This is a genomic window from Corynebacterium sp. 74A, assembly GCF_008930665.1.
GTDB classification, from domain to species: domain Bacteria; phylum Actinomycetota; class Actinomycetes; order Mycobacteriales; family Mycobacteriaceae; genus Corynebacterium; species Corynebacterium megadyptis.
Map to the genome: position 1 here is coordinate 269002 of NZ_PQMG01000002.1, position 24525 is coordinate 293526.

19 protein-coding genes are annotated in these 24525 nt (G+C 62.1%); 10 read left to right on the forward strand and 9 right to left on the reverse strand.

Going from position 1 to position 24525, the window contains the following annotated elements:
* Positions 1–31: 31 nt before the first annotated feature.
* Positions 32–337: a 30S ribosomal protein S10 gene (gene rpsJ, locus GBB11_RS04250; RefSeq protein ID WP_003854291.1), complete on the reverse strand. Its 306-nt coding sequence runs from the start codon at positions 335–337 to the stop codon at positions 32–34.
* Between the two features lie 848 nt (positions 338–1185).
* Here rpsJ and GBB11_RS04255 point away from each other — a divergent pair.
* From GBB11_RS04255 to GBB11_RS04285, 7 genes are all read left to right on the forward strand, one after another.
* Complete coding sequence (locus GBB11_RS04255) at positions 1186–1932, forward strand: trypsin-like serine protease (RefSeq protein ID WP_192796310.1); 747 nt, start codon at positions 1186–1188, stop codon at positions 1930–1932.
* Between the two features lie 376 nt (positions 1933–2308).
* The gene (locus GBB11_RS04260; RefSeq protein ID WP_151549464.1) at positions 2309–2764 is read left to right on the forward strand and encodes an Asp23/Gls24 family envelope stress response protein; all 456 of its coding nucleotides are present in this window, start codon (positions 2309–2311) and stop codon (positions 2762–2764) included.
* A gap of 38 nt (positions 2765–2802) precedes the next feature.
* A complete protein-coding gene (locus GBB11_RS04265; protein ID WP_151549463.1) occupies positions 2803–3114 on the forward strand; it encodes a hypothetical protein in 312 nt (103 codons plus the stop codon).
* A 62-nt stretch (positions 3115–3176) separates the two neighbouring features.
* Complete coding sequence (locus GBB11_RS04270; protein WP_151549462.1) at positions 3177–3365, forward strand: hypothetical protein; 189 nt, start codon at positions 3177–3179, stop codon at positions 3363–3365.
* A 3-nt stretch (positions 3366–3368) separates the two neighbouring features.
* Positions 3369–4352: a hypothetical protein gene (locus GBB11_RS04275; RefSeq protein WP_151549461.1), complete on the forward strand. Its 984-nt coding sequence runs from the start codon at positions 3369–3371 to the stop codon at positions 4350–4352.
* Complete coding sequence (locus GBB11_RS04280; protein ID WP_151549460.1) at positions 4349–4870, forward strand: DUF6286 domain-containing protein; 522 nt, start codon at positions 4349–4351, stop codon at positions 4868–4870. The genes GBB11_RS04275 and GBB11_RS04280 overlap by 4 nt, the downstream gene beginning before the upstream one ends.
* Positions 4871–5491: a hypothetical protein gene (locus GBB11_RS04285; RefSeq protein ID WP_151549459.1), complete on the forward strand. Its 621-nt coding sequence runs from the start codon at positions 4871–4873 to the stop codon at positions 5489–5491.
* A gap of 512 nt (positions 5492–6003) precedes the next feature.
* Here the strand turns inward: GBB11_RS04285 and tuf are convergent.
* The 8 genes from tuf to GBB11_RS04325 all read right to left on the reverse strand — a co-directional run bounded on the left by tuf (position 6004) and on the right by GBB11_RS04325 (position 21249).
* On the reverse strand, positions 6004–7194 hold the full coding sequence (tuf, locus tag GBB11_RS04290; RefSeq protein WP_151549458.1) for an elongation factor Tu: 1191 nt from the start codon (positions 7192–7194) through the stop codon (positions 6004–6006).
* A 367-nt stretch (positions 7195–7561) separates the two neighbouring features.
* A complete protein-coding gene (gene fusA, locus GBB11_RS04295) occupies positions 7562–9685 on the reverse strand; it encodes an elongation factor G (protein WP_151528971.1) in 2124 nt (707 codons plus the stop codon).
* Between the two features lie 220 nt (positions 9686–9905).
* The gene (gene rpsG / locus GBB11_RS04300; protein WP_151528972.1) at positions 9906–10373 is read right to left on the reverse strand and encodes a 30S ribosomal protein S7; all 468 of its coding nucleotides are present in this window, start codon (positions 10371–10373) and stop codon (positions 9906–9908) included.
* Between the two features lie 3 nt (positions 10374–10376).
* Positions 10377–10748 carry a 30S ribosomal protein S12 gene (rpsL, locus tag GBB11_RS04305; protein ID WP_151528973.1) on the reverse strand — a complete coding sequence of 124 codons (372 nt, stop codon included), beginning with the start codon at positions 10746–10748 and terminating at the stop codon, positions 10377–10379.
* Positions 10749–11196: 448 nt separating this feature from the next.
* Complete coding sequence (locus GBB11_RS04310; protein WP_151549457.1) at positions 11197–12033, reverse strand: hypothetical protein; 837 nt, start codon at positions 12031–12033, stop codon at positions 11197–11199.
* 215 nt (positions 12034–12248) lie between these two features.
* A complete protein-coding gene (locus tag GBB11_RS04315) occupies positions 12249–16265 on the reverse strand; it encodes a DNA-directed RNA polymerase subunit beta' (RefSeq protein WP_151549456.1) in 4017 nt (1338 codons plus the stop codon).
* A gap of 144 nt (positions 16266–16409) precedes the next feature.
* Positions 16410–19907, reverse strand: a complete 3498-nt coding sequence (locus tag GBB11_RS04320; protein WP_192795902.1) for a DNA-directed RNA polymerase subunit beta — start codon at positions 19905–19907, stop codon at positions 16410–16412.
* Positions 19908–20265: 358 nt separating this feature from the next.
* Positions 20266–21249: a DUF3068 domain-containing protein gene (locus GBB11_RS04325; RefSeq protein WP_151549455.1), complete on the reverse strand. Its 984-nt coding sequence runs from the start codon at positions 21247–21249 to the stop codon at positions 20266–20268.
* Between the two features lie 274 nt (positions 21250–21523).
* On the opposite strand from GBB11_RS04325, the gene GBB11_RS04330 reads away from it, so the two are divergent.
* The 3 genes from GBB11_RS04330 to GBB11_RS04340 all read left to right on the forward strand — a co-directional run bounded on the left by GBB11_RS04330 (position 21524) and on the right by GBB11_RS04340 (position 24506).
* Positions 21524–22312: a DedA family protein gene (locus GBB11_RS04330; RefSeq protein ID WP_151549454.1), complete on the forward strand. Its 789-nt coding sequence runs from the start codon at positions 21524–21526 to the stop codon at positions 22310–22312.
* A gap of 19 nt (positions 22313–22331) precedes the next feature.
* Positions 22332–23168 carry an aldo/keto reductase gene (locus GBB11_RS04335; RefSeq protein ID WP_151549453.1) on the forward strand — a complete coding sequence of 279 codons (837 nt, stop codon included), beginning with the start codon at positions 22332–22334 and terminating at the stop codon, positions 23166–23168.
* A 216-nt stretch (positions 23169–23384) separates the two neighbouring features.
* A complete protein-coding gene (locus tag GBB11_RS04340; protein ID WP_151549452.1) occupies positions 23385–24506 on the forward strand; it encodes an alpha/beta hydrolase in 1122 nt (373 codons plus the stop codon).
* The last annotated feature ends 19 nt before the right edge of the window (positions 24507–24525 follow it).

Consider the following 24525-nt stretch of genomic DNA (forward strand, 5'->3'; position numbering starts at 1 on the left):
ATCTATTCTCCGTGCCAAAAAGTTTCGTCGATCACTGAATGTTCACGTCGACGCTGGCCGGCAGATCGATGCGCATGAGGGCATCAACCGTCTTCGGCGTCGGGTCGAGGATATCGATCAGGCGCTTATGCGTGCGCATCTCGAAGTGCTCGCGAGAGTCCTTGTACTTATGGGGAGAACGAATAACGGCGTACACGTTCTTTTCAGTGGGCAGTGGCACAGGGCCGACAACACGGGCGCCTGTGCGGGTGACCGTCTCCACGATCTTGCGTGCAGACGCATCGATCGCCTCATGGTCATAGGCCTTGAGCCGAATGCGGATTTTTTGTCCCGCCACGCTAATCCTCTTCCTCGCTTGTCCCACATCGAATTCGAGTGGTGGGAATCGCTTTCATGTTCTCTATAACGTTGTCCGGCCGGTCAGTTGGGGCTGGTCGCAACGCCAGTGTTACTTGTCGGTTTCTCACAAAGTAGGAAAGAAAGTTGGGTGCATGATGTAAACATCACGCCCAGTGCTTTGTATCCCTACGTGCTAGTTCCGCTTCCCCCTAGTTCACACTGGATGAGAGCGAGACGATGACCGTAGTTATCCAAGCTGGAAGGGATTGTTCATCCGGTTTCCATACTGCCGCTGTTTACTTACCATGCCCCTTCTTCGCGATCCGGTCTCCACGCAACCTTGTGCGCGGACCCCATCTCTACGGCCGCATCCGAAGATGCGACAGAAGGTGGTTCATGCTTGCCCTACCAGCGCCGGCCAACCCCTATCCACCCTGATAGAGGGCAGTTTTGAGGCGCCGCCGTGTTAAGGCAACTCAAGTATTAAAACACAGAGCTCCCGATAAGCGCAAGTAGTTGCCGATTTTCCGCTCCGCGGCACGCTTATCGACGCCGCCCTCCCCGCACCGTTAGTCCCTGCCCTAGAAGCTACGGACACCGGGCGATGTAACGCTTCACACCCCGCGCGCGTTTCAGCTTATGTCCCGTGTACATCGCGGCGTGCGACCGTCTACCTCTTTTCGCGCCGTGTCTGCAGAGACCCCAGGGCGACGCCACCCCACGCCCCCTCGAGACGTGGTCGCCCGACACGGCGCCCCGTACCTGCGAGCCCCAGCTCACAGGTACGGGTATAGATTAGGGTGAGAGACCCCCTCTCCCCATCACGTCACGAACAGAATGAGATTAATGAAGCCTTCCTCCCTTTTCGCCACCGTTGCCGCCGGCATCATGGCCGCAGCCGCCGTTTTCGCCCCCACTGCCAGCGCCACCACCCACTCCGGTGATTCTATTTTGATGGACACCGCCGATGGCAGCACCTATGGCTGCACCCTCACCGATATCCGCCACGACAACACTGGCCGCGCCTGGGGCGTCACTGCTGGCCACTGCTTCGAAGAAGCCGATGTCGTCTCCGTGCGCTCTGCCGGCGATGACCAGGTGCTCGCCACCGGCACCGAATTGGCTGAACTCAAGACCTTCTACGGCCACAATAACGAGCTTCTTCCCCCGCAGGTACAAGACGTGGCGGTATTCCCGCTCGCCGCTGGCGTGGACTATGACGCCACCACCATCCACTCCTATTCGCACCACCGCCCCATCCTGAGCGAGCTGGTCAAGGGCAATCCCTTCTACGATGCATGGAACTCCCCGTGGGAGCTCGGCGAGCCGCAGGCCATCACTCCCGATCTCGTCGGCCGTACCGCCTGCCAGGAAGGTGGCTCCTTGGGTCGCACCTGTGGCGTGATCGTCTACTCCGATCCGGAGTCCTCCACCGTGGTGGCCATTGTGCCCACCATCCAGGGCGACTCCGGCGGCCCGCTGCACGTGGCCGGCGCGGACGGAAAGCGCCACGTCATTGGCGCCCTGTCCGGCGGCACCATCCTGCTCGTCAATTCCTTCTCGGACCCGAGCCATTTCCCGCTCTTCGGCTAAATAGCGCCGCGCGACTGCGCACCTCACCCCCGATCATCCCTGCGATGGTCGGGGGTTTCCTCGTGTTTATCCCGTGTCGTCCGGATGCGGCTTACCCGCAGAGAATTCCACTAAGAACATTGAAGAATAGCGATATGAGGTGTAAATGGCGTTCTTTTTCTCCTATTTTTCTTCGTTACTGAACTGATACCTAGCGAAGGGTGCCAAACCAGCAGGTTAGGTCTAAGATGGCGAGGGCGGCCTCAACTATTAAGACCGCACGATCGCCGAACACCTTCGGCCCTGCATACTGGGCCGTCTCACCTAAGGATTAGTTCTCTGGTGAGAATGGGTCCGGCGCAGAATTTTCGATACTTTATACAAAGGAGAATTTCTCATGGCTGAGAACGAGAAGAAGACCGGCACCGACATCGACGTCAAGAACGATTCCGTTTTGGACACCCAGCGCGGCCGCACCAGCATCGACGACGTCGTGGTTGCAAAGATCGCTGGCATCGCTGCCCGCGAGGTCTCCGGTGTGCACGACCTAGGCGGCGGCGCTGCTCGTATGGTTGGCGCTCTGCGCGACTCCTTCAACGCTGGCACCGACGTGCGCCAGGGTGTGGACGTTGAGGTTGGCGAGACCGAGGCTGCTGCCGACGTCGCCATCATCGCCGAGTACGGCGTAGCCATCCACGAGCTGGCTGAGGCTATCCGCCAGAACGTTATCGACGCTATCGAGTCCATGACCGGCCTGAAGGTCACCGAGGTCAACGTTGTGGTTCACGACGTCAACCTCCCTAAGGACGAGAACGAGGACGAGGAAGAGTCCGCCGCTCCTCGCGTCAACTAAACGCGACTGCGAACAGCCTCATCAGCGTTCATAACCATATGTCTCATACACCGCATCGTCTTGACCAGACACACGCGGCAGAACTGAGCGATGCTCTCCTCGGAGTGGACGGGGTTGACTCCCTCCACTCCGGGCGATACGGGCAGATTGCGCTTCTCTATCCCGGTGTTCGTTACCCGGGTTTGGCTCAGCGCACGTCCGATAATGGCGACCAGCGACTGGAGATCCATCTCGTGGTCACCCAGGATGCCCTCTCTGACCTACAGGGCGTGGCACAACGGTGCCGCGAGGTTGCATCCCCTTATGTTTCTGGCGCTATCGATGTCACCATCGCCGACGTCGCCGCGTAGCGGGTTCACCCCTTCCCAGGGCGTGAACCCCACATCATTTCTAGACTTCAAGGACACATTCCATGAGTAAATTTGAACTCGGAATCGTCATTGGCCTCGCGCTTGCCTTCGCTGGCATTTTCGGCGGCTTCGGCGGTTTCTTCCTTGCGCTCGCGCTGGGCACCCTCGGCGGCGTCCTCGGGGCCCACTTCGGTGGCGAGATCGACCTGCGACGCGCATTCGACTCCGTGAACAATCGCGGAAGGGGATAGCACGTGACGGCCCCCAGTACTACTGATGGCCGCGGCCGCACCAGCATCGACGAACGCGTCACTCGCACGATCATCCTCGAAGCGCTGAACGCTGTCCCCGGCACAGTGAAGCTCGAGCGGCTTGGCCGCCGCAGCTTCCCGCGTATCGACGCCCTCGTGGACAACGAGTACCGCACCGTCTCTGTGGAGGCCTTCATCGCCTGCTCCTTCCCTGCCCCAGTGACCTCTGTGGCAGAGATGGCCCGCCGCGCTATCGCCGGCGCGGTGAAGACCTATCTCGACTACGAGTGTGAATCAGTCTCCGTGGTTGTTGGCACCGTGGTCCGTGGCGAACAGCGACTCTCTCTCGAGGAGCTACGCCACTACGATCCCATCCCCACCCCCGTGGAGCTGGTGAATCGCCGCCCCGAGCAGCTCACCGCCATCACCACCGCTGACTATTACCCCGGCGTAAAAGGCCGCGAGGTGAGCGTCGATAAGCAGAGTGCTGCGCTCGCTGAAATCGAGGTAGCTGAGCGTTCCCCGCTTCAGCCCATTAAGGTCAATCGCAGCGCCGAACCACGTCCGGTACGCGCGCCGCAGCGCCAAGAGCCGATCGTGGTGCAAGCTCCCAAGAGCATCACGGCGGTGCCGGTGCAGGCGCCGAAACGCGCCACCCCGCACTCGCCCCGTGTCCGCCCGCGCCCCGAAATCACTCCCGTGCGAGTGAACACGGTGCCCGTGCGTCCGGCGCAGCGCCCGCAGCCGACCGAGCCCTACCACCCCAGCGCCCCGGAGCGCCCAGCACTCACCCCAGTGCGGGCCCGCCGCGTGCCCGTGGTGGAGGTGCGTGCGCCGAAGCCGATCGAGCCTTTCCGCCCGAGCGCGCCGAAGCGTCCGCGTCTCATCGAGCCACGTCGTAACCCGCAAAAACCCACCATCCGTCCTGTGGTTAATCCCAGTGCGGTCTACCAGCCCACACCCCAGAAGAGGAGGTCCGCACGATGAAAGCACAACCCGCAGCCCGCGGAGTAGCGATCTTCATCGGCCTGCTCCTCGTCGCCGCCGGCGCTATCGCCGGCCGGGAACTTTGGGTCCTGCTCTCCGATACCAACCAGAGCAGCTGGATCGAACCCGTGCTGAATTATCTGCGCGATGTCGATCAGTGGGCCACGTGGATGTTTGCAGTCGCCGGGGCGTGCGCCGCGCTTGCCCTGATCCTGCTGTTTATCGCATTCAAACCGCGCTCCACCACGCACCTCGAATACAGCTACGGTGATACCACCCTGCATATTCGTCGCGTGGACTTCGCCCGCCTGCTCACCGCCACCGCCCTCAGCATTCCTGGGGTGCGCGCCGCGGAGAGCACTGTGCGGAAGAAGAAGGCGGGCGTGCAGGTACAGACTGACTTCGCCGACGAAGCCATGCTGGACAAGTTGCGCGCGGAAGAGGAGAAGCACGTTCATGCACTCTCCTCGTCCATGAAGCTGAAGATCACCACTCACAACGACGGAAAGGAAAGCTAGATGACTACCCGCCTTTCTTTTATTGACCGTCTCGTGGTGTTCCTCGTAGCTCTGCTCCTCGGCGCCTTCGCTGCCCCGTTTATTGGTACGCTTTTCGACGCCCAGTGGGCCCAAGACATCTTCGCATGGCTTGACATCCCCAATTGGCCCGACGCCGTGGAGGGCAGCGGCTGGATCATCGGTCTAGCCGTAACCATCGCCGTGGCCGTCCTCATCGGATTGCCGCTGATCATCGCCAACCTGCGCACCCATCGTTTCTCCCGAGGCACCGCCTCCCGGGATTCGGTGGAGGCTGCCGGCACGGGACTCGGCGGTACCGAGGATCTGCACGGGCGCATTAGTGTCGAGGTCGCTGACCTCGCCGATGCCGCCGCAGACTCCATCGAGACCATCGACGGCGTGGAGCGCGTCCGCACCAAGGTGTACGTCGATCGCTCCGAGCCCACCATGCAGTTCACGATTCTGGCGAAGCCGGCCTCGCTACACAGCGGCCTCCTCCCGGAGCTCGACTCCATCCGCCACAGCCTCGACGAGGCCCTGCCGGAAACCAAGATCGCGATTCGCTACATCCTGGAGATGTTGCCGAATCAGCGCCGCATCTCCACCAATAGCACCGTCTAGGAGCCATTGGGGTTCCTCGACAGCTCATTGGACCAGCAGCGCCCCTCTCGCTACGGCGAGCAGGGGCGCTGCTGCGTCTCTGCCCCGCACACCGCAGCCGCGGCGGCCCGCACGTTCGGTGCGCACTCCCCTAGCGTCACAGTGCACGCAGTGAGGCTGCCTCTCTGCGCTGGGTAGCCCGATGGGGTGGGCCTCGTCCGGTCCGCTCCACATGTCCGGGTAGGCCACACACTCCGCGTATTTCTCTCTCGTGGTGACCTTGCGGAACCGCCAGTAGCCGCTCAGCGGCGTTGAGGTACCCCGTGGCGGCTGCATGGGCTTGCTTGGCTATCCCTTTAGCCGCGGCCAAACTGACAGCGTACCACAGGGTGGTGAGCGGGGCAGGCGGAGCTTTCGCTGGGCTGCACTTGCGCGAGCGGCGGCAGACGGGCATGAAAAATCCCCCTAGGAGAACCTAGGGGGATGAGTTCGCTCTAGCGAGCAGCTAAGTGCTGGCTAGGACGTGAAGATCATTACTTGATGATCTTGGTAACGCGACCAGCGCCCACGGTGCGGCCACCCTCACGGATAGCGAAGCGCAGACCCTCGTCCATGGCGACGGGCTGGATCAGCTCGACGGACATGTCAACGTTGTCGCCAGGCATAACCATCTCGACACCGTCGGGAAGCTTCACGACACCGGTAACGTCGGTGGTGCGGAAGTAGAACTGCGGACGGTAGTTGTCGAAGAACGGGGTGTGGCGGCCGCCCTCGTCCTTGGACAGGACGTAGACGGAACCCTCGAACTGGGTGTGGGGGGTGTAGGCGCCCGGCTTGGCCACAATCTGGCCACGCTCGACGTCCTCGCGCTTGGTACCACGCAGAAGCAGACCACAGTTGTCGCCAGCCTCGGTGTAGTCCATCATCTTGCGGAACATCTCGATACCGGTGACGGTGGTCTTCTGGGACTTCTCGCGGATACCCAGGATCTCGACCTCGTCGTTGACCTCGAGCTTGCCGCGCTCCACACGACCGGTAACCACGGTGCCGCGGCCGGTGATGGTGAAGATGTCCTCGATCGGCATCAAGAAGGGCTTGTCGGTCTCGCGGACCGGATCCGGGATGAAGTCATCGCAAGCCTGCATGAGCTCAGCAACGGAGTCAACCCACTTCTGGTCGCCCTCGAGAGCCTTCAGAGCGGAGATGTGAACGATCGGAGCTTCCTCGTCGTACTCCTGGTCGGCCAGCAGCTCGCGGACCTCCATCTCGACGAGCTCGACGATTTCCTCGTCATCCACCATGTCGCACTTGTTCAGTGCAACGAGGATGGAGGGCACGCCAACCTGGCGAGCGAGCAGCACGTGCTCACGGGTCTGCGGCATGGGGCCGTCGGTAGCGGCAACCACGAGGATTGCGCCGTCCATCTGAGCAGCGCCGGTAATCATGTTCTTGATGTAGTCGGCGTGGCCCGGGGCGTCCACGTGTGCGTAGTGGCGCTTCTCGGTCTCGTACTCAACGTGAGAAACGTTAATGGTAATACCGCGCTCGCGCTCCTCGGGGGCGTTGTCAATCGCCTCGAAAGCGGAAGCCTCGTTCAGGTCCGGGAACTTCTCTGCCAGAACCTTGGTGATAGCTGCGGTGGTGGTGGTCTTACCGTGGTCGACGTGACCGATAGTACCGATGTTTACGTGCGGCTTGTTACGCTCGAACTTAGCCTTTGCCACTTCTGTGTCCTCCTGGACTTCGCGGTGGCTACGACTCTCGCAGCCACAAGTTGTTTGCTATTTCCCCTTAGGCTCAATGCGGTTGCATCTCACTTAGGAAGATATAGCGGGTCATTTATTGCCAGTTACATGATAATAGGTGTGGTGATGGCAGATTTCAAACCATCCTCACTTCCATTCCGGCCCATCGCCACCATCGTCCTTCGTCCCTGATGGATAAGGATATGGGTGCGTGCGGGCCAACGCAGGTAACGGCCTGCTCAACGGGTCTCTCTCATGGAGAGTGTGCCCGCTCAGCGGGCCGTTACCCGCAGTTCCCGGCTAGGTCTGGCAAAAACCTCGCTGGAAACCAGGGCACGGCCGGAGCTTAGGCGCCGGTGCGCTCGGCGATGATGTCCTGCGCCACGTTGGTGGGAACCTCTGCGTAGGAATCGAAGATCATCGTGTAGTTAGCACGACCCTGAGTCTTCGAACGCAGGTCACCGACGTAACCGAACATCTGAGACAGCGGAACGAGGGCCTTGACAACCTTCGCGCCGGAGCGGTCGTCCATGGACTGAACCTGGCCACGGCGGGAGTTGATATCGCCAATAACCTCGCCCATGTACTCCTCGGGGGTGATGACCTCGACGGCCATCAGCGGCTCGAGCAGTGCCGGCTTTGCCTTGGCAACAGCTTCCTTCAGCGCCTGGGAACCGGCGAGCTTGAAGGCCATCTCAGAGGAGTCAACCTCGTGGTACTGGCCGTCGAGCAGGGTGGCCTTGATGTTCACCAGCGGGAAGCCAGCGAGGAAGCCGTACTGCATAGCGTCCTGGATACCGGCGTCCACGGAGGGGATGTACTCCTTCGGGATGCGGCCACCAGTGACTTGGTTGTCGAATGCGTAGGTTGCGGACTCGCCCTCTTCGAGCTCCTCTGCATCGGGTGCGTAGGGCTCGATGGAGATGATGACCTTCGCGAACTGACCGGAACCACCGGTCTGCTTCTTGTGGGTGTACTCGAGCTTCTCCACGGGCTTGCGGATGGTCTCGCGGTACGCCACCTGCGGGGCACCCACGTTGGCCTCAACCTTGAACTCGCGCTTCATGCGGTCAACCAGAACGTCGAGGTGCAGCTCGCCCATACCGCCGATGACGGTCTGGCCGGACTCCTCGTCCAGGTTCACGGTGAAGGTCGGGTCCTCTTCGGCCAGCTTCTGGATAGCGGTACCCAGCTTCTCCTGGTCGGCCTTGGACTTCGGCTCGATGGCCACCTGGATCACGGGATCCGGGAAGTCCATGGACTCGAGGATGATCGGGTCATTGGCGTTACAGAGAGTGTCACCAGTGGTGGTCTCCTTCAGGCCAATGAAGGCGTAGATGTTACCAGCGTGTGCCTTCTCAACAGGGTTCTCCTTGTTGGCGTGCATCTGGAACATCTTGCCCACGCGCTCCTTGCGGTCCTTGGTGGAGTTCAGGACCTGCTCGCCCGGCTCAGCGGTACCGGAGTACACGCGGATGAAGGTGAGCTTACCGAAGAACGGGTGCGCTGCGATCTTGAAGGCAAGAGCGGACAGCGGGGCGTCGTCGGAGGGCTTGCGGGTCAGCTTGACCTCTTCCTCGCCCACCTTGTGGCCCACGACCTCGCCCACGTCGAGCGGGTTCGGCAGGAAGTCCACAACAGCGTCGAGCAGCGGCTGGACACCCTTATTGCGGTAGGCGGTACCGCAGTACACGGGGTAGATCTCGGAGTTGACGGTCATCTTGCGGATGGCGCCCTTGATCTCGTCCATGGTCAGCTCTTCGCCGCCGAAGTACTTCTCCATGAGCTCTTCGTCGGACTCAGCCACGGCCTCGAGCAGCTTCTCGCGGTACTCCTCGGCCTTCTCCTGCAGATCGGCCGGGATCTCCTCGACGGTGGCTTCGGTACCGATATCGGTCTTGCCACGCCAAGTGAGGGCCTTCATCTCGAGCAGGTCGACAACGCCGTCGAAGTCGTCCTCAGCACCGATCGGGAGCTGCATAACGAGCGGCTTCGCGTTCAGGCGGTCCACGATGGTCTGGACGGTGAAGTAGAAGTCCGCGCCCATCTTGTCCATCTTGTTCACGAAGCAGATACGCGGGACGTCATACTTTGCAGCCTGACGCCACACCTGCTCGGACTGCGGCTCAACGCCTTCCTTGCCGTCGAAGACAGCAACAGCGCCATCGAGCACGCGCAGGGAGCGCTCCACCTCAACGGTGAAGTCAACGTGACCCGGGGTGTCGATGATGTTGATCTGGTTACCCTCCCAGAAGCAGGTCACTGCTGCGGAGGTAATGGTAATGCCGCGTTCCTTCTCCTGCTCCATCCAGTCGGTGGTGGAGGCACCGTCGTGGGTCTCACCGACCTTACGGTTAATACCGGTGTAGAACAGAATACGTTCGGTGGTGGTGGTCTTACCGGCATCGATGTGGGCCATGATGCCGATATTGCGGACCTTCTTTAGATCCTTAAGCACTTCTTGTGCCACAGTAAATCCCCAATTGTTGGTTGGTGTAGGCCGCCAAATGGCGCCCTGAGTGGATACAGTTGTCTCATTCTCAGCTATCCGCGCGAGCGTATCGCCCGTTAGCTAGTCGACGCCATCTCTATGGCGGCTCATCGCCCGTGCTGTTCGGGCTCGCCTCCACCAGTGAGATGCAAAGCATCTCCCAGTGGGGCGCCCATCAAGCAGGACACGAAAAATGACACTACCAGCGGTAGTGGGCGAATGCGCGGTTAGCTTCAGCCATCTTGTGGGTGTCCTCGCGGCGCTTCACGGAAGCACCGAGGCCGTTTGCGGCATCGAGGATCTCATTAGCGAGACGATCAACCATGGTGTGCTCGCGGCGCTGACGGGTGAAGGTCACCATCCAGCGGAGTGCGAGAGTGGTTGCACGGCCGGGACGAACCTCGACCGGAACCTGGTAGGTGGCGCCACCCACGCGGCGGGAACGAACTTCGAGGTCGGGCTTGATGTTTCCAACAGCCTTCTCCAAGGTGCCCACCGGATCGGTGCCGGTCTTTTCCTTGCAGATCTCGAGAGCGCTGTAGACGATGCGCTCAGCGGTGGACTTCTTGCCGTCCAGCAGAACCTTGTTGATCAGCTGGGTGACGAGCTCGGAGTTGTAAATCGGGTCCTTAACTACAGGACGTACAGGTGCCTTGCCCTTACGCATGTTTTACTTCTCCTTCTTCGCACCGTAGCGGGAACGTGCCTGCTTGCGGTCCTTCACACCCTGGGTGTCAAGTGCGCCGCGCACGATCTTGTAACGAACACCGGGGAGGTCCTTCACACGACCACCACGCACGAGCACCATGGAGTGCTCCTGCAGGTTGTGGCCCTCGCCCGGAATGTAGGCGGACACCTCGATACCGGAGGTCAGACGCACACGGGCGACCTTACGGAGCGCGGAGTTCGGCTTCTTCGGGGTGACGGTGTACACGCGGGTGCACACGCCACGGCGCTGCGGAGAGCCCTTAAGAGCCGCGGTCTTCACCTTTGCGGTCTTATCATGTCGGCCCTTGCGGACCAGCTGCTGAATAGTTGGCATGAACTTCTTTCTGTATCTGACTAGCGCGTCGAATAGACAGCTACCTGGATTCCCATGGTGAGGCTATGGTGCTGGAGCTACTCCACAAGGACATCACCGGCGGCCGCAGGAGGCGTCCGCCTAGCAGTCCCTCAGTGAACACTGCGGGCTTACGCCCACTGTGCCCTCTACGCAGTCTTCGGGTGTTCTCTTTATTTTTCCTTGCCACCGCAACCCGGCGATGAAAGAACCAATAATCAAGACACGGCAAACCCAGTCAGCCGCTCTCGCTGGCCTACTGGGTGGTGTGTCAGGGGTGGTTCTTGCAGCACACAGGCACTGTGATGGCAAGCCGCCCAAAAAATCTTTTTCAAGCTTGGGCAAGTATAGTTCACACCCATCCCACAATCAAGAGCCCCACCTGCAGAATCACTGAGCTCCACTTCCCATCCAGAAGTAATTCCGCGGCTTAGCTCGAGGTGCGCGCGCTATCCTTGAGCTTGCGAGCAAGCGCCGTGAGCGCCTCTTGCCCGGATTCATAGCTGCCATCCTTGGGCTCGGCCATGATGGCGATCGGTAGGTCTCGGTTATCGGGCCCCAGCACGATCCCGAATTGGCGCACGAGATAGCGCCCAGCATCATCGGGGCCCCAGCCGCCCTTGAAACGCGGTTCGGGCAGGACGGCAAGCCCATAGGGCTGGTGCTCAGCACTATCACCCATGGCTTCGTAGATGGTTTCTGCCCCTTCGAGGGTGGGCAGGCTGGCACCGAAACGCACCTGATCCTTCAACGCCCACTCGGTTTGGCCATATGGAGTGAATTGGCCTTGGTGGAAGGCGTTGTAATCGGTCTCGGTATCGCCGCCATCGCGCAGCACCTCATTGGCCGCGAGGGCCGCTTCTTCCCCACCGCCGATGGCATTCCACAGAATCTCTGCCGCGGCATTGTCCGAGGCCGCGATGGCGGCCTCCACCACACTGGGATCAGCCACACCGACGCGCTCGGCGGCAATGGCGATGGCCACCTTGGAGGTGGACCATGCTGCTCCCGTGGTGAGGCTGCCATGCACCTCGCCATCGACGGCGATACCCAAGGGGCCATAGCGTTTCTCTAGCTGCGAGACGGCGTCGTCAAGCGCCGCATGATCGATGCGCGGGACCCCGGCGCGGGTGGTTGAGGAGGGCCGTGGGTTCGAAGAACTGGACTCTGTGACGGGGCTATCGGAGTCCATACCGATGGTGCAGCCGGCGAGGGTGCACGCCGCGATCACCGCTATTCCGCCGCGCAACGGCCATAAAATTCTCATATCTCACCTTGTCTGTGTGCTCCGAGGTTCGGCATTAGCTTAGACCGTAGGCACCGTGACACACAGAACAGCCCTCCTACCCGTTCTTCGCCGCTCGTGTATTCAGCGGTTATGGGAGGGCTCCTCTCCCACTTTGAGGAGCCGCTCCCCGCCGAATTCTGTGGCGGATGATGAAGGGTAGAAGGGCTGTGTACTAATGCAGACCGAGGGCCGAACTAGGCGTGGTAGTTCGTATCCTCCAGCGGCACATTGGCGCCGGTGAACTCCTGGTAGCTTCCGTCCGGATCGTAGATCGCATCGCCGAAGGGCGAGATCGAGTACGCCGGGCTGCTGGCGGCTTCGGTGGGCTTGACCGCAATGTTGCGGTAGCGCGAAATACCGGTGCCGGCCGGGATCAGCTTACCGATGATCACGTTCTCCTTGAGGCCAATGAGCTTGTCCGAGCGCTTGTTAATAGCGGCATCGGTGAGCACACGGGTGGTCTCCTGGAAGGACGCGGCGGACAGCCACGACTCGGTAGCCAGCGAGGCCTTGGTGATACCCATGATCTCGCTGCGGAGCTGTGCGGCCTCGCCACCCGACTTGCGGGCCTCGAGGTTGGCAGCCTTCGCCTCGGAGAGGTCCACCAAGGTACCGGGAAGGAACTCGGTGGAGCCGGACTCGATCACGGTGCCGCGGCGCAGCATCTGGCGGATGATGATCTCGATGTGCTTATCGTGGATCGCCACACCCTGGGTGCGGTACACCGCCTGCACCTCATCAATAAGGTGCTTTTCGACGCCGCGTCGGCCGAGGTGCTCGAGCACATCGTGCGGATCGGCCGGGCCGCGGAGCAGGCGCTGGCCCACTTCCACTCGGTCGCCTTCGCGCAGGGTGCGCTCGATGGTGGACTGCGGGTTGGACTCCATGGGTACGCGCACCTGGGCCAGGCCCTGACGCTTGGAGAGCTTCTCGTAGACCACATCATCGGAGCCGTCGTCCGGCACGATGGTGAGGGTGTAGAAGTTACCGGTGTCTTCCAGCTTGACGGAACCAGCCACCGAGGCGATCGGAGCGCGGTTCTTCGGCACACGGGCCTCGAAGAGCTCCTGCACACGGGGCAGACCGCCGGTGATGTCGCCACCGACACCACCCTGGTGGAAGGTACGCATGGTCAGCTGGGTACCGGGCTCACCAATCGACTGGGCGGCGATAATACCGACGGCCTCGCCGATCTCCACCTGCTTACCGGTGGCCATGGACTTGCCATAGCACTTGGCGCAGACGCCGGCCGGGGTTTCACAGGTGAGCACCGAACGCAGCTTGATGACCTGGATCCCGCCAGCGATGAGGGTAGTGACTTCCTCTTCGCCGATGTAGGTACCGGCGGGCAGCACAACCTCGCCCTCGTCGGTGGTGGCATCGGCGGCGAGCACGCGGCCGTACACACTGGTCTCATTGAGCGGATCCGGGGTGTAGCCGGTGATCTCGCCGGAGGCATCGGTGACCGGCTCGGAGATGGCCACGCGAATGCCTTGGCGGGTCTCGCAGTCGTCCTCGCGCACAATCACATCCTGGGCGACGTCCACCAGACGACGGGTCAGGTAACCCGAGTCGGCGGTACGCAGAGCGGTATCGGCCAGGCCCTTACGGGAACCGTGGGAGTTGTTGAAGTACTCGAGCACCGACAGGCCCTCACGGAAGGAGGTCTTGATCGGGCGGGTGATGTAGTCACCCTTCGAGTTCACAACCATGCCCTTCATACCGGCTAGGGTCCAGATCTGACGCATGTTACCGGCGGCGCCCGACTTCACGATCATCGGAATCGGGTTCTCGTCCGGGTAGAGGTCCTCCACGGCCTGCCCCACGGTGTCGGTGGCGTCCTTCCACAGCTCCACCAGGCGGTCATAGCGCTCACGCGGGGTGAGAGCACCCTTCTCCCAGTACTTTTTCTCGATCTCTCGGGCCGAGGCCTCGTAGCGCTCGAGAATCTCGTGCTTGTTCGGAAGCACCAGCACGTCGGACATGGTGATGGTCACACCGGAGCGGGTTGCCCAGTAGAAACCAGCATCCTTCATCTTGTCCATGGTCTGGGCCACGGTGATCATGGGGTACTTGGCGGCGAGATCGTTAATCACATCGCCGAGCATGATCTTGTCCTGGCCGCCACCCTTACGCACCATGATGCCTTCAAGGTACGGGTAGTTCCACGGCAGCAGCTCGTTGAACATGATGCGTCCGAGCGTGGTGTGGGCGGTCCACACCTGGCCGGGCTGCCAGCCATCGGGGAACTGCTCCGCCTCGATCTCAGCGGTCGGGCGCAGGTGCGAGATGCGCACCTTGATCGGGGCCTGCAGGCCCAACACCCCACGGTCGCGGGCCATGATGGCCTCCGCGTAGGAGGAGTACACGCCCTGCTCGGGACCATCCTCGGTGGCAGCGCTGTAGGCGCCTTCGCCGCCGAGCTGATCCGGGGTCTTCTCTAGGGTCAGGTAGTACAGGCCGGTCACCATGTCCAGACGCGGCATGGCCAGCGGCTTACCGGAGGCCGGGGACAGGATGTTATTCGAGGCGAGCATCAGGATGCGGGCCTCGGCCTGAGCCTCGGCGGACAGCGGCAGGTGCACGGCCATCTGGTCACCGTCGAAGTCGGCGTTGAAGGCCTCACAGGCCAGCGGGTGCAGCTGAATAGCCTTACCCTCGACGAGCACCGGCTCGAAGGCCTGAATACCCAGGCGGTGCAGGGTGGGGGCACGGTTGAGCATCACCGGGTGCTCGGAGATGGCCTCTTCCAGCACGTCCCACACCTCGGGGCGCTGGCGCTCCACCATGCGCTTCGCGGACTTGATGTTCTGAGCGTAGTCGTGCTCCACCAGACGCTTCATCACGAAGGGCTTGAACAGCTCCAAGGCCATGAGCTTCGGCAGACCACACTCGTGCAGCTTCAGCTGCGGACCGACGATAATCACGGAACGACCGGAGTAGTCCACGCGCTTACCCAGCAGGTTCTGACGGAAGCGGCCCTGCTTGCCCTTGAGCAGGTCAGACAGAGACTTCAGCGGACGGTTACCCGGGCCGGTGACGGGACGGCCACGACGGCCGTTGTCGAAGAGCGCGTCCACGGACTCCTGCAACATGCGCTTCTCGTTGTTCACGATGATCTCGGGCGCGCCGAGGTCGATCATGCGCTTGAGTCGGTTATTGCGGTTGATCACACGACGGTAGAGGTCGTTGAGGTCCGAGGTGGCGAAGCGGCCACCGTCGAGCTGCACCATCGGGCGCAGCTCCGGCGGGATCACCGGGATGCAGTCGAGCACCATGCCGGCCGGATCGTTACCCGAGCGCTGGAAGGCGGCAACCACCTTCAGGCGCTTGAGGGCACGCATCTTCTTCTGGCCCTTGCCGTTATTGATGATCTCGCGGAGGCTCTCGGCCTCGGCGTCGAGGTCGAAGTTACGCACGAGGGTCTGAATGGCCTCGGCGCCCATACCACCGGTGAAGTAATCCTCGTAGCGGTCGACGAGCTCTTCGTAGATGGTCTCGTCGATGATCATCTGCTTCGGGGCCAGCTTGGTGAAGGTCTGCCAGATCTCGTCGAGACGATCGATCTCACGCTCGGCCTTCTCGCGGATGTGCTGCATTTCCTTCTCGGCAGCATTCTGCACCTTGCGGCGGGCATCGGCTTTCGCACCGGCCTCTTCCAGCTCCGCGAGGTCCTCTTCCATCTTCTGAGCGCGCTCAGCGATTTCAGACTCGGCATCGGCCTCCACGTCCTTCTTCTCCAGCAGCATCTCAGCTTCCAGAGTGGTCAGGTCGGCGTGGCGGGCCTCATCGTCCACCGAGGTGATGATGTTGGCAGCGAAGTAAATAATGCGCTCCAGGTCCTTCGGAGCAAGGTCCAGAAGGTAGCCCAAGCGAGAGGGAACGCCCTTGAAGTACCAGATGTGGGTCACGGGCGCGGCCAGCTCAATGTGGCCCATACGCTCGCGGCGCACCTTGGACTTGGTCACCTCAACGCCGCAGCGCTCACAGATGATGCCCTTGTAGCGGACGCGCTTGTACTTGCCGCAGGCGCACTCCCAGTCGCGGGTAGGACCGAAGATACGCTCACAGAAGAGGCCGTCCTTTTCCGGCTTGAGGGTGCGGTAGTTAATGGTCTCCGGCTTCTTGACCTCGCCTTTGGACCAACGACGGATATCGTCGGCGGTGGCCAGACCAATACGGAGCTCGTCGAAGAAGTTGACGTCGAGCACGCAAACTCCCTTTCCCCCACGCGGTGGTGGGGTGTCGTAGTTTTTGTAAAGAACTTGAAGTGTCAGTTTCTTGCGCTTATTCCCCGAGCTCGCGGCGTGGCCTGCGGCCGCACCGGAGCTGGTGGGAAAGAAAGCACCGTATTTTTAGGCGATGTCGTCCGAGCGCTCGTCGCGAGAAAGGTTGATGCCCAGGGAGGCACCGGCCTGATCGAACTCATCATCGTCGGTAGTGCCCAGCTCCATCGGAGTGCCATCGGCGGAGAGAACCTCCACGTTCAGGCACAGCGACTGCAGCTCCTTGAGCAGCACCTTGAAGGACTCGGGGATGCCAGGATCGGGGATGTTATCGCCCTTGACGATCGCCTCGTAGACCTTCACACGACCCACCACGTCATCGGACTTGATGGTGAGCAGCTCCTGCAGGGTGTAGGCGGCGCCATAGGCCTGCATAGCCCACACCTCCATCTCACCGAAGCGCTGGCCACCGAACTGTGCCTTACCGCCCAGCGGCTGCTGGGTGATCATGGAGTACGGGCCGGTGGAGCGGGCGTGGATCTTCTCATCCACCAAGTGGTGCAGCTTCAGCATGTACATGTAGCCGACCGAGATCGGGTGCTGGAAGGGCTCGCCGGAACGACCATCGAAGAGTCGAGCTTTGCCGTCGCCGTCGATGAGCACATCGCCATCGCGGTTCGGACGCGAGTTGGCCAGCAGACCAGCCAGTTCCTCGTTGGAGGCGCCGTCGAACACTGGGGTCGCGGTGAGCGAGTTGGCGGGAACGTCGTACAGCTCCTCGGGGAGAGTCTTGAGCAGCTGGGCGTTCTTCTCGTCCTCGGGGTCGATCTTCCAACCAGCGGCGGCCAGCCAACCCAAGTGCACCTCGAGCACCTGACCAATGTTCATACGACGGGGCACACCGTGAGTGTTCAGGATGATGTCCACTGGGGTGCCATCAGCCATGAAGGGCATGTCCTCGGCGGGCAGGATCTTGCCCACCACGCCCTTGTTACCGTGGCGGCCGGCGAGCTTATCGCCGTCCTGGATCTTGCGCTTCTGAGCCACGTACACGCGGATCATCTCGTTCACGCCCGGGGAGAGATCGTCGTCGTCCTCACGGGAGAAGCGACGCACGCCGATAACCTTGCCGGTTTCACCGTGCGGCACCTTCATAGAGGTGTCGCGCACCTCGCGGGCCTTCTCACCGAAGATGGCGCGCAGCAGGCGCTCCTCCGGAGTCAGCTCGGTTTCACCCTTCGGGGTGACCTTGCCCACCAGGATGTCGCCGTCGCGGACATCGGCGCCGATACGCACAATACCGCGCTCGTCGAGGTCCTTGAGCACATCCTCAGAGACGTTCGGGATCTCGCGAGTGATCTCCTCGGCACCGAGCTTGGTGTCGCGGGCATCGATCTCGTGCTCCTCGATGTGGATCGAGGTCAAAACGTCCTCTTCCACCAGGCGCTGGTTGAGGATGATGGCGTCCTCGTAGTTGTGGCCTTCCCACGGCATGAACGCAACCAGCAGGTTGCGACCCAGGGCCATTTCGCCCTCGTGGGTACCAGGGCCATCAGCCAGAACTTCCCCCTCTTCCACACGCTGCCCGAGGTTCACCAAGGGGCGCTGGTTGTAGCAGGTGCCCTGGTTGGTGCGCTCGAACTTGCGCAGCATGTAGGTCTCGCGGGTGCCGTCATCAGCCATCACGGTGATGAAGTCGGCGCAGACGTTCTCGACCACGCCGGCCTTGTTGTTGATCACCAAGTCGCCGGCGTCATAGGCGGCGCGCAGCTCCATACCGGTGCCCACATAGGCGGACTCGGAACGTACCAGCGGCACAGCCTGACGCTGCATGTTCGCACCCATGAGGGCACGGTTGGCGTCGTCGTGCTCGAGGAAGGGAATCATGGCGGTCGCCACCGACACCATCTGGCGCGGGGAGATATCCATGTAGTCCACGCCCTCAGGACCCACGACCTCAATGTCGCCGTCCTTCACGCGCACCTCGATGCGGGAGTCGAGAATCGTGCCATCCTCATCCACGCGGAGAGAGGCCTGCGCCACGGCGGCGCGATCCTCTTCATCGGCGGTGAGATAGACGATCTCGTCGGTGAGCTTGCCGTCCTCCACCTTGCGGTAGGGGGTTTCGATGAAGCCGAAGTGGTTCACGCGGGCATAGCAAGAGAGCGAACCGATCAGACCGATGTTCGGGCCCTCAGGGGTCTCAATCGGGCACATGCGGCCATAGTGAGACGGGTGCACGTCGCGCACCTCAATGCCGGCGCGTTCACGGGACAGACCACCCGGGCCGAGCGCGGAGAGACGACGCTTGTGGGTCAGACCAGACAGAGAGTTGTTCTGGTCCATGAACTGCGAGAGCTGGGAGGTGCCGAAGAACTCGCGGATGGCAGCCGACACGGGGCGCACGTTGATCAGGGAGGTCGGAGTGATGGACTCCGCGTCCTGGGTGGTCATGCGCTCGCGGACCACGCGCTCCATGCGGGACAGGCCCACGCGGACCTGGTTCTGGATGAGCTCGCCAACGGTACGCAGACGACGGTTACCGAAGTGGTCGATATCGTCGGTATCGATCGGGATCTCCACACCGTCCGGGGACACCATGGAGGTTTCTCCCGCGTGCAGGCGCACCAAGTACTCGATGGTGGTGGCGATGTCCTCTTCGGTGAGGGTCATCGTGCGCTCATCAGCACCGGTGAGACCGAGCTTGCGGTTGACCTTGTAGCGGCCCACCTTGGCCAAGTCATAACGCTTGGGCTTGAAGAAGCTATTGTCCAGCAGGGACTGCGCGAGATCGCGGGTCGGCTGCTCGCCCGGGCGCTGCTTGCGGTAAATCTCCAGCAGTGCCTCATCGGTGTTGGAGACGGTGTCGTTCTCCAAGGTGGACATAATCAGCTCGGAGAAACCGAAGCGCTCCGTGATCTGCTCGGTGGTCCAACCAAGCGCCTTGAGCAGCACGGTGACGGGCTGACGACGCTTACGGTCGATACGCACGCCGACGCTATCGCGCTTATCCACGTCGAACTCGAGCCATGCGCCACGGGAAGGAATAACCTTCACCGAGTGCAGCGGACGTTCGGTGGATTTATCGATGGTGCGATCGAAGTACACACCGGGAGAACGCACGAGCTGCGACACCACGACACGCTCGGTGCCGTTGACGATGAACGTGCCACGGTCGGTCATCATCGGGAAGTCGCCGATGAAGACCGTCTGGGACTTGATCTCCTGCGTTTCATTGTTAATGAACTCGGCTGTCACATACAGCGGAGCGGAGTAGTTGATGTCCTTATCCTTGGACTCATCAACGGTGTTCTTCACGTCCTCGAAGCGTGGCTCCGAGAGCGACAAAGACATGTTGCCGGAGTAGTCCTGAATCGGGGACAACTCTTCCAGGATGTCCTCAAGACCACTGGTAATACGGGCACCCTCGGGTGCCTCGGCCTGTTGACGGGCGCGCCACTCGGGCGTGCCAATAAGCCAAGCAAAGGATTCGAGCTGTAGGTCGAGTAGACCCGGCAGCGCGATGGGCTCCTGAATTTTCGCGAATGAATATCGCTTCGGAGCTCCGGGGATTTCGGCCACTGACTTGGTCTGGCGGGAGACTGCCAAGATGCGTCCTTCCAGCACCTCACGCGACAACTACAGGGATGTGCTTCAGTGTGTTAAAAGTGGGACACACACCAAGGCCTAGCCCCGAGCCGCCGCTAACTTTGAGCATTTCGGTCTGCTATAGGAACCTCGCCTAACCGGCCGCGATAGCACTAAACGACCTTGTCAATTCGGTTTTTCCAAACCATTTAAACAAGGTCTCGTGAAAATCTGGGGTCGACGGATTCCAGCGCAAAGAATCAGCTTATACCACAGCTGCACGCTTGTAAAGGCCGTGGGCGATGAGGCGAATGGGACAGCGGTGCTGAGACTGGCATTCACGCCGCAGGCGGCCTGTATGAGCATCGGAGTGGATCGTGGTGGCAGCGTGGAATTCTCACGCGCCGGTGCTGACCTCCTCACGGCCCGCCCGTTCCCGGCGCGCCCGGCGTCCGCCGATAAATACTCCGATGAGCGCTAGTAGCGCCAGAGCTTCACCGCATCCTAGCAGCACCCAGCCCGCGATTCGAATACCCTGTCCACCGCGCGTGTGCTCTGCGGCGGCGGCGAGTGCCTGCTGGTTCTCCTCGCTCATGCGGAACTCTCCCACCAGCACCAACTCGGGCTTTTCCCGCTTGGTGTCGGCATAGAAGTCGTTAATATTTTCCTCGATGTTGAGCACCAAGCCGCTATCGACGTCCACGAAGATCCGGCGATCGACCTCGTGGTAGAGATAGCCGGCCGAGCCATCCTGCAGCCGCGCGGTATTAAAGATCCCAGGGTAGGACTGCGCCACGTTCTGCGGCTCGATGTACTGGTGATAGACCTTCACCTCGCGGCCGGCGATCTCGGACTTTTCCACAAACTCGAGCGGAAAAGAGCGGCGCAGGGTGGAGTCATAGAATTCCAGGCCGTGATTGGCGGGAGTGGGCTCGAACTTGAGCCACTGGCCGCCGATATCAAAGCTGCGGGTGGGGCTGGCCATTTGATCCGCCACGGTGGCAGGGGAGCTCGCGAGCCCCGTGAGCCGGTTCATGCGATAGCTGGTGATATCGGCGGTGATCAGGCGGTCCTGGTCCGCTTGGCGGGACTCGCGCATGAGCGTAGAGCCTGCTTTGACGGTAACGGTCTCCGCATCGGCGGGATCCACGAACTCAAAATGCACCTGCTTGGTCACCGGCGCATCCAGCACCCGCCCCTCGGGCGAGCTGAGCAACCGTGACTGCGCCGTGTCATCGCGAAGCGTCCACGTCACCGGGCCCGTGTCGAGGGCGATGCGGGAATCGGTGTGCAGTGCGCGCGGCAAAAAGAGCCCCGCCGCGATGAGGGCGGCGGCCAACCCGAGAACAAGGGAGGCGGCGATGCGAGACTTTGGCAGCATGCCTAAAGAGTGTAGCCGCCGCCGCGAACGCTTTGGGACCGAGGCGCACGCGCAGCGCACCACCTCAGCTATCTCAGGCACGCGACCCCCTCCCTCCTACCCCAGAGGCGAGGAGAGCGCCGCAGCCATGCGCGCGGCGCCGGTGTCTGAACCAGGCGGTGTCCGGGCCATCTTGTAGGCTTGCCCTAGTATCTGAGCGCCGCTGCCCCGAGGCGCTCGTTTTCCTCCCGCTGTTGCCACTGACCTCGTTGTATGGAAGGACGTTTTCTGCGCCGTGTCTGATCCCCATCCTCAGCACCAGCCTCAGCACCCTGAGGAGCAGGCGCGCGCTGATCACGCCGCCCAGCAGCCCAGCAGCGCCGCCGAACTCGGCGCGACCGAGCCCGGCGCTGCGGATGACGAGAGCTCAACCCCACCCACCCCGGCGTTTATTGCGTCGCCGACCACGCGCGATAAGTGGCTCTTTGTGTATCTCTTCGTGGATATGCTGCTGAGCCTGGCGATGATCCCGCTTCGGGTGTGGCTGTTGAATAATCCGCTCCCTTATGCGTTGCTCGTGGGCGGCTATACCTCCGCGATTATCGGCGGCGCCCAGTCCACCGTCGGTGGCACCGCCGCGTGGGTGATCGTGGTGTGCGCTCTGGTGGGCGGGCTGCGCTCCATCCCCCTGTGGTGGATGATTGGCCGCTGGTGGGGCCGCGAATACCTCGCCATGGTGGTGGAACAGTCGCCACGGATGCGCACCTGGTTGGACCGTCTGGGGCGGCTGAGCCCTCCCCTGCTGCTGGGCGCGATCTTTATCTCCTATATCCCCTTCATGCCGATTCGCCTCATCGCGAATCTTTTGGCCACCATCCGCGGGGTGTCCTTCCGCATGATTCTGGCGGTCAACGCCGCCGGCGTGCTGGTGCGCAACAGCATCTTTGCCTATATCGGTATCCGCTATGGCGAGCAGGTGATCGGGGTGGTGGATCAGATCAATCGCTACGCCCTGTGGATCACGCTCGCTTTGGTGGTCTTTGCTGTGATCTCGGCTCGCCGCTCCAAGCGCCGCCCCATCTAGCTGTCGGTAGGCTGGCGCCATGGATACCTTGAGATCGCATTCTGGACTACAGCTGCCTGTGCAGGGCTTCGGCACCTATAAGCTCAAAGGCGCGGCGGGAGTGGAGTCCATTCGCTCCGCTATCTCCGCGGGGTACCGGCTCGTGGACAGCGCCTATAACTACGAGAATGAGGGCACCGTGGGCAGGGCGGTGCGTACCGCGCTACGGGCGGATGGCAGCGCCACCCGTTCGGAGCTGCTCATTACCTCAAAGCTGCCGGGGCGCTATCACAACAACGCCGTTACCTGCGTGGAGGAGTCCCTCTACCGCTTGGGGCGGAACTTTATTGATCTGTATTTGATCCACTGGCCCAATCCCTCGCAGGGGCTGTTTATCGATGCCTACCGCGGGCTCATGGCCGCTCGGGATAAGGGACTCATTCGCCACATCGGCGTGTGCAATTTCCTGCCGGAGCACCTAGAGCAGGTAGAAGCCGCCACCGGCGAGCTTCCCGCAGTGAACCAGATCGAATTGCACCCCTACTTCCCCCAGGTCGAGGCCCGCGCCTATCACCGCGAGCGCGGCATCATCACCCAGTCTTGGAGCCCGCTCAACCGCGGCGAGGTGCTCGGGGAACCGGTGCTGGCAGAGATCGCCCGCGCCCATGATGCGACCCCAGCGCAGATCGTTCTCGCCTGGCATCGCGCCATCGACGCACTCGCCATTCCGAAGGCCAGCTCCCTCCAACGGCAGCAGGAGAACCTGGCCGCGCTAGAGATCACCTTGGATGCGGCCGAGGTAGAGTCCATCACGGCGCTGGGCCGGGCAGATGGGCGTCGTAAAGCCCAAGACCCCGCGGGCTATGAGGAGTTTTAGGCTGCTCCCCGCACTGCCCTCAACACCGGCCACCCCGAATACTGGGACGGCCGGTGTTGCGGTATCTGGGGCGCGCACCGCGCACCGCGCCATACCCCCTTCTTGGTGAAAACTACCTACGGTTCCGTCAGAACTCTTTTATGTGTTTCTTATCTCACTTAGGATTCGCAGATATAGAGTTCATCTTATTTTCATCGACCTAGAAAGCTGGGCCTCATGTCCTCTGCCTCTCGCCGCCGTGCTGCCGCGGTCACATTTCTATCCGCCACTGCCCTGCTGATGCCCCAGCACGCCGTCGCCGCCCCGCTGCTTCCTCCGGCCCCAGAAGTGAGCTCCTCCACCGCGGACTGGCCGGATCTGCCGCAGGACATCGCGCCTCCCTTCGTGCCGCAGCCGCTGCGCGATGCCGGCCTCACCGGACTGCGGCTCACGGCCCCCTATGACGAGGCCCCCGGCGCGATCCGCAGCACCTATGGCCAGCGCGGCCCCCACGAGGTGGCCGCCACCACGATGGCACGGCAGTGCACCGACGCTTTCTACGTGTTCTATAACTCGATACTGCGCTACCAGAACGGAGCGAACTCGCAGGCGCCCTGCTATGGCACCTGGCCCTCCGGACCGGAATCCCCCATCGGCTCCCAGCTGGTCTACCCGGCAGACATCGCCGAGTCTGATCCCGCACCGTTGATCGTGCTCTCCCCCGGCATCGGCGCCGAGCCGGGCATGGTTTCTCGCCAAGCCGAGCTCTACGCCAGCCACGGCTATGTGGTGGCCATCGGATACACTTGGGTCAACTGGTTCGGCTACCAAGTGGAGCTGGCCGCCACCGCCGCGATCGACGCCGCCACCAGCCCGGGCCCGCTGCAGGGCAAGATTGACACCTCCCGCACCGTGCTCGTCGGCCACTCCGCCGGCGGCGGCTCTGTGATGCGCGTGGCCGAAAGCCTCGGACCGGCGATGCACGCCGCAGGCGATGAGAACTTCACCGTCCGTGGCGTGACCGCAGTCAACCCCGGCCCTGCGGATTTCGGTCTAGCCTCCGAGCCCACCACCAAGCCCGCGCTGGTGCTCTTCGCCGAGCACGAGACCCTGGTGGCCCACCCGCTCTCCGAGCTGCTCTACACCAACGCCCGCGGCCCCAAGTGGCGCGCCACCGTGAACAATGCCTTCCACGGCACCTTCGTGGATGCCCCAGAACACAACGTGTACGGCGGTCTGGTGCTCTCCTTCAGCGAGTATGTGCTGAGCAACTCCGAGCGCACCCAGGCCATCTACACCGGCGAGGGCTTGGCGTCTGACTCCGAGCTGCACGATGTGCAGCGGGAGAATATCGGCTAGCCCTGCACCCCGGCCACCC

Coding starts and splice junctions, on each gene's coding strand:
- GBB11_RS04255 (WP_192796310.1), top strand. CDS start 1,186: ATGAAGCCTTCCTCCCTTTTCGCCACCGTTGCCGCCGGCATCATGGCC.
- GBB11_RS04340 (WP_151549452.1), top strand. CDS start 23,385: ATGTCCTCTGCCTCTCGCCGCCGTGCTGCCGCGGTCACATTTCTATCC.
- GBB11_RS04325 (WP_151549455.1), bottom strand. CDS start 21,249: ATGCTGCCAAAGTCTCGCATCGCCGCCTCCCTTGTTCTCGGGTTGGCC.
- GBB11_RS04280 (WP_151549460.1), top strand. CDS start 4,349: ATGAAAGCACAACCCGCAGCCCGCGGAGTAGCGATCTTCATCGGCCTG.
- GBB11_RS04270 (WP_151549462.1), top strand. CDS start 3,177: ATGAGTAAATTTGAACTCGGAATCGTCATTGGCCTCGCGCTTGCCTTC.
- GBB11_RS04310 (WP_151549457.1), bottom strand. CDS start 12,033: ATGAGAATTTTATGGCCGTTGCGCGGCGGAATAGCGGTGATCGCGGCG.
- GBB11_RS04265 (WP_151549463.1), top strand. CDS start 2,803: ATGTCTCATACACCGCATCGTCTTGACCAGACACACGCGGCAGAACTG.
- GBB11_RS04260 (WP_151549464.1), top strand. CDS start 2,309: ATGGCTGAGAACGAGAAGAAGACCGGCACCGACATCGACGTCAAGAAC.
- rpsL (WP_151528973.1), bottom strand. CDS start 10,748: ATGCCAACTATTCAGCAGCTGGTCCGCAAGGGCCGACATGATAAGACC.
- GBB11_RS04335 (WP_151549453.1), top strand. CDS start 22,332: ATGGATACCTTGAGATCGCATTCTGGACTACAGCTGCCTGTGCAGGGC.
- GBB11_RS04285 (WP_151549459.1), top strand. CDS start 4,871: ATGACTACCCGCCTTTCTTTTATTGACCGTCTCGTGGTGTTCCTCGTA.
- rpsG (WP_151528972.1), bottom strand. CDS start 10,373: ATGCGTAAGGGCAAGGCACCTGTACGTCCTGTAGTTAAGGACCCGATT.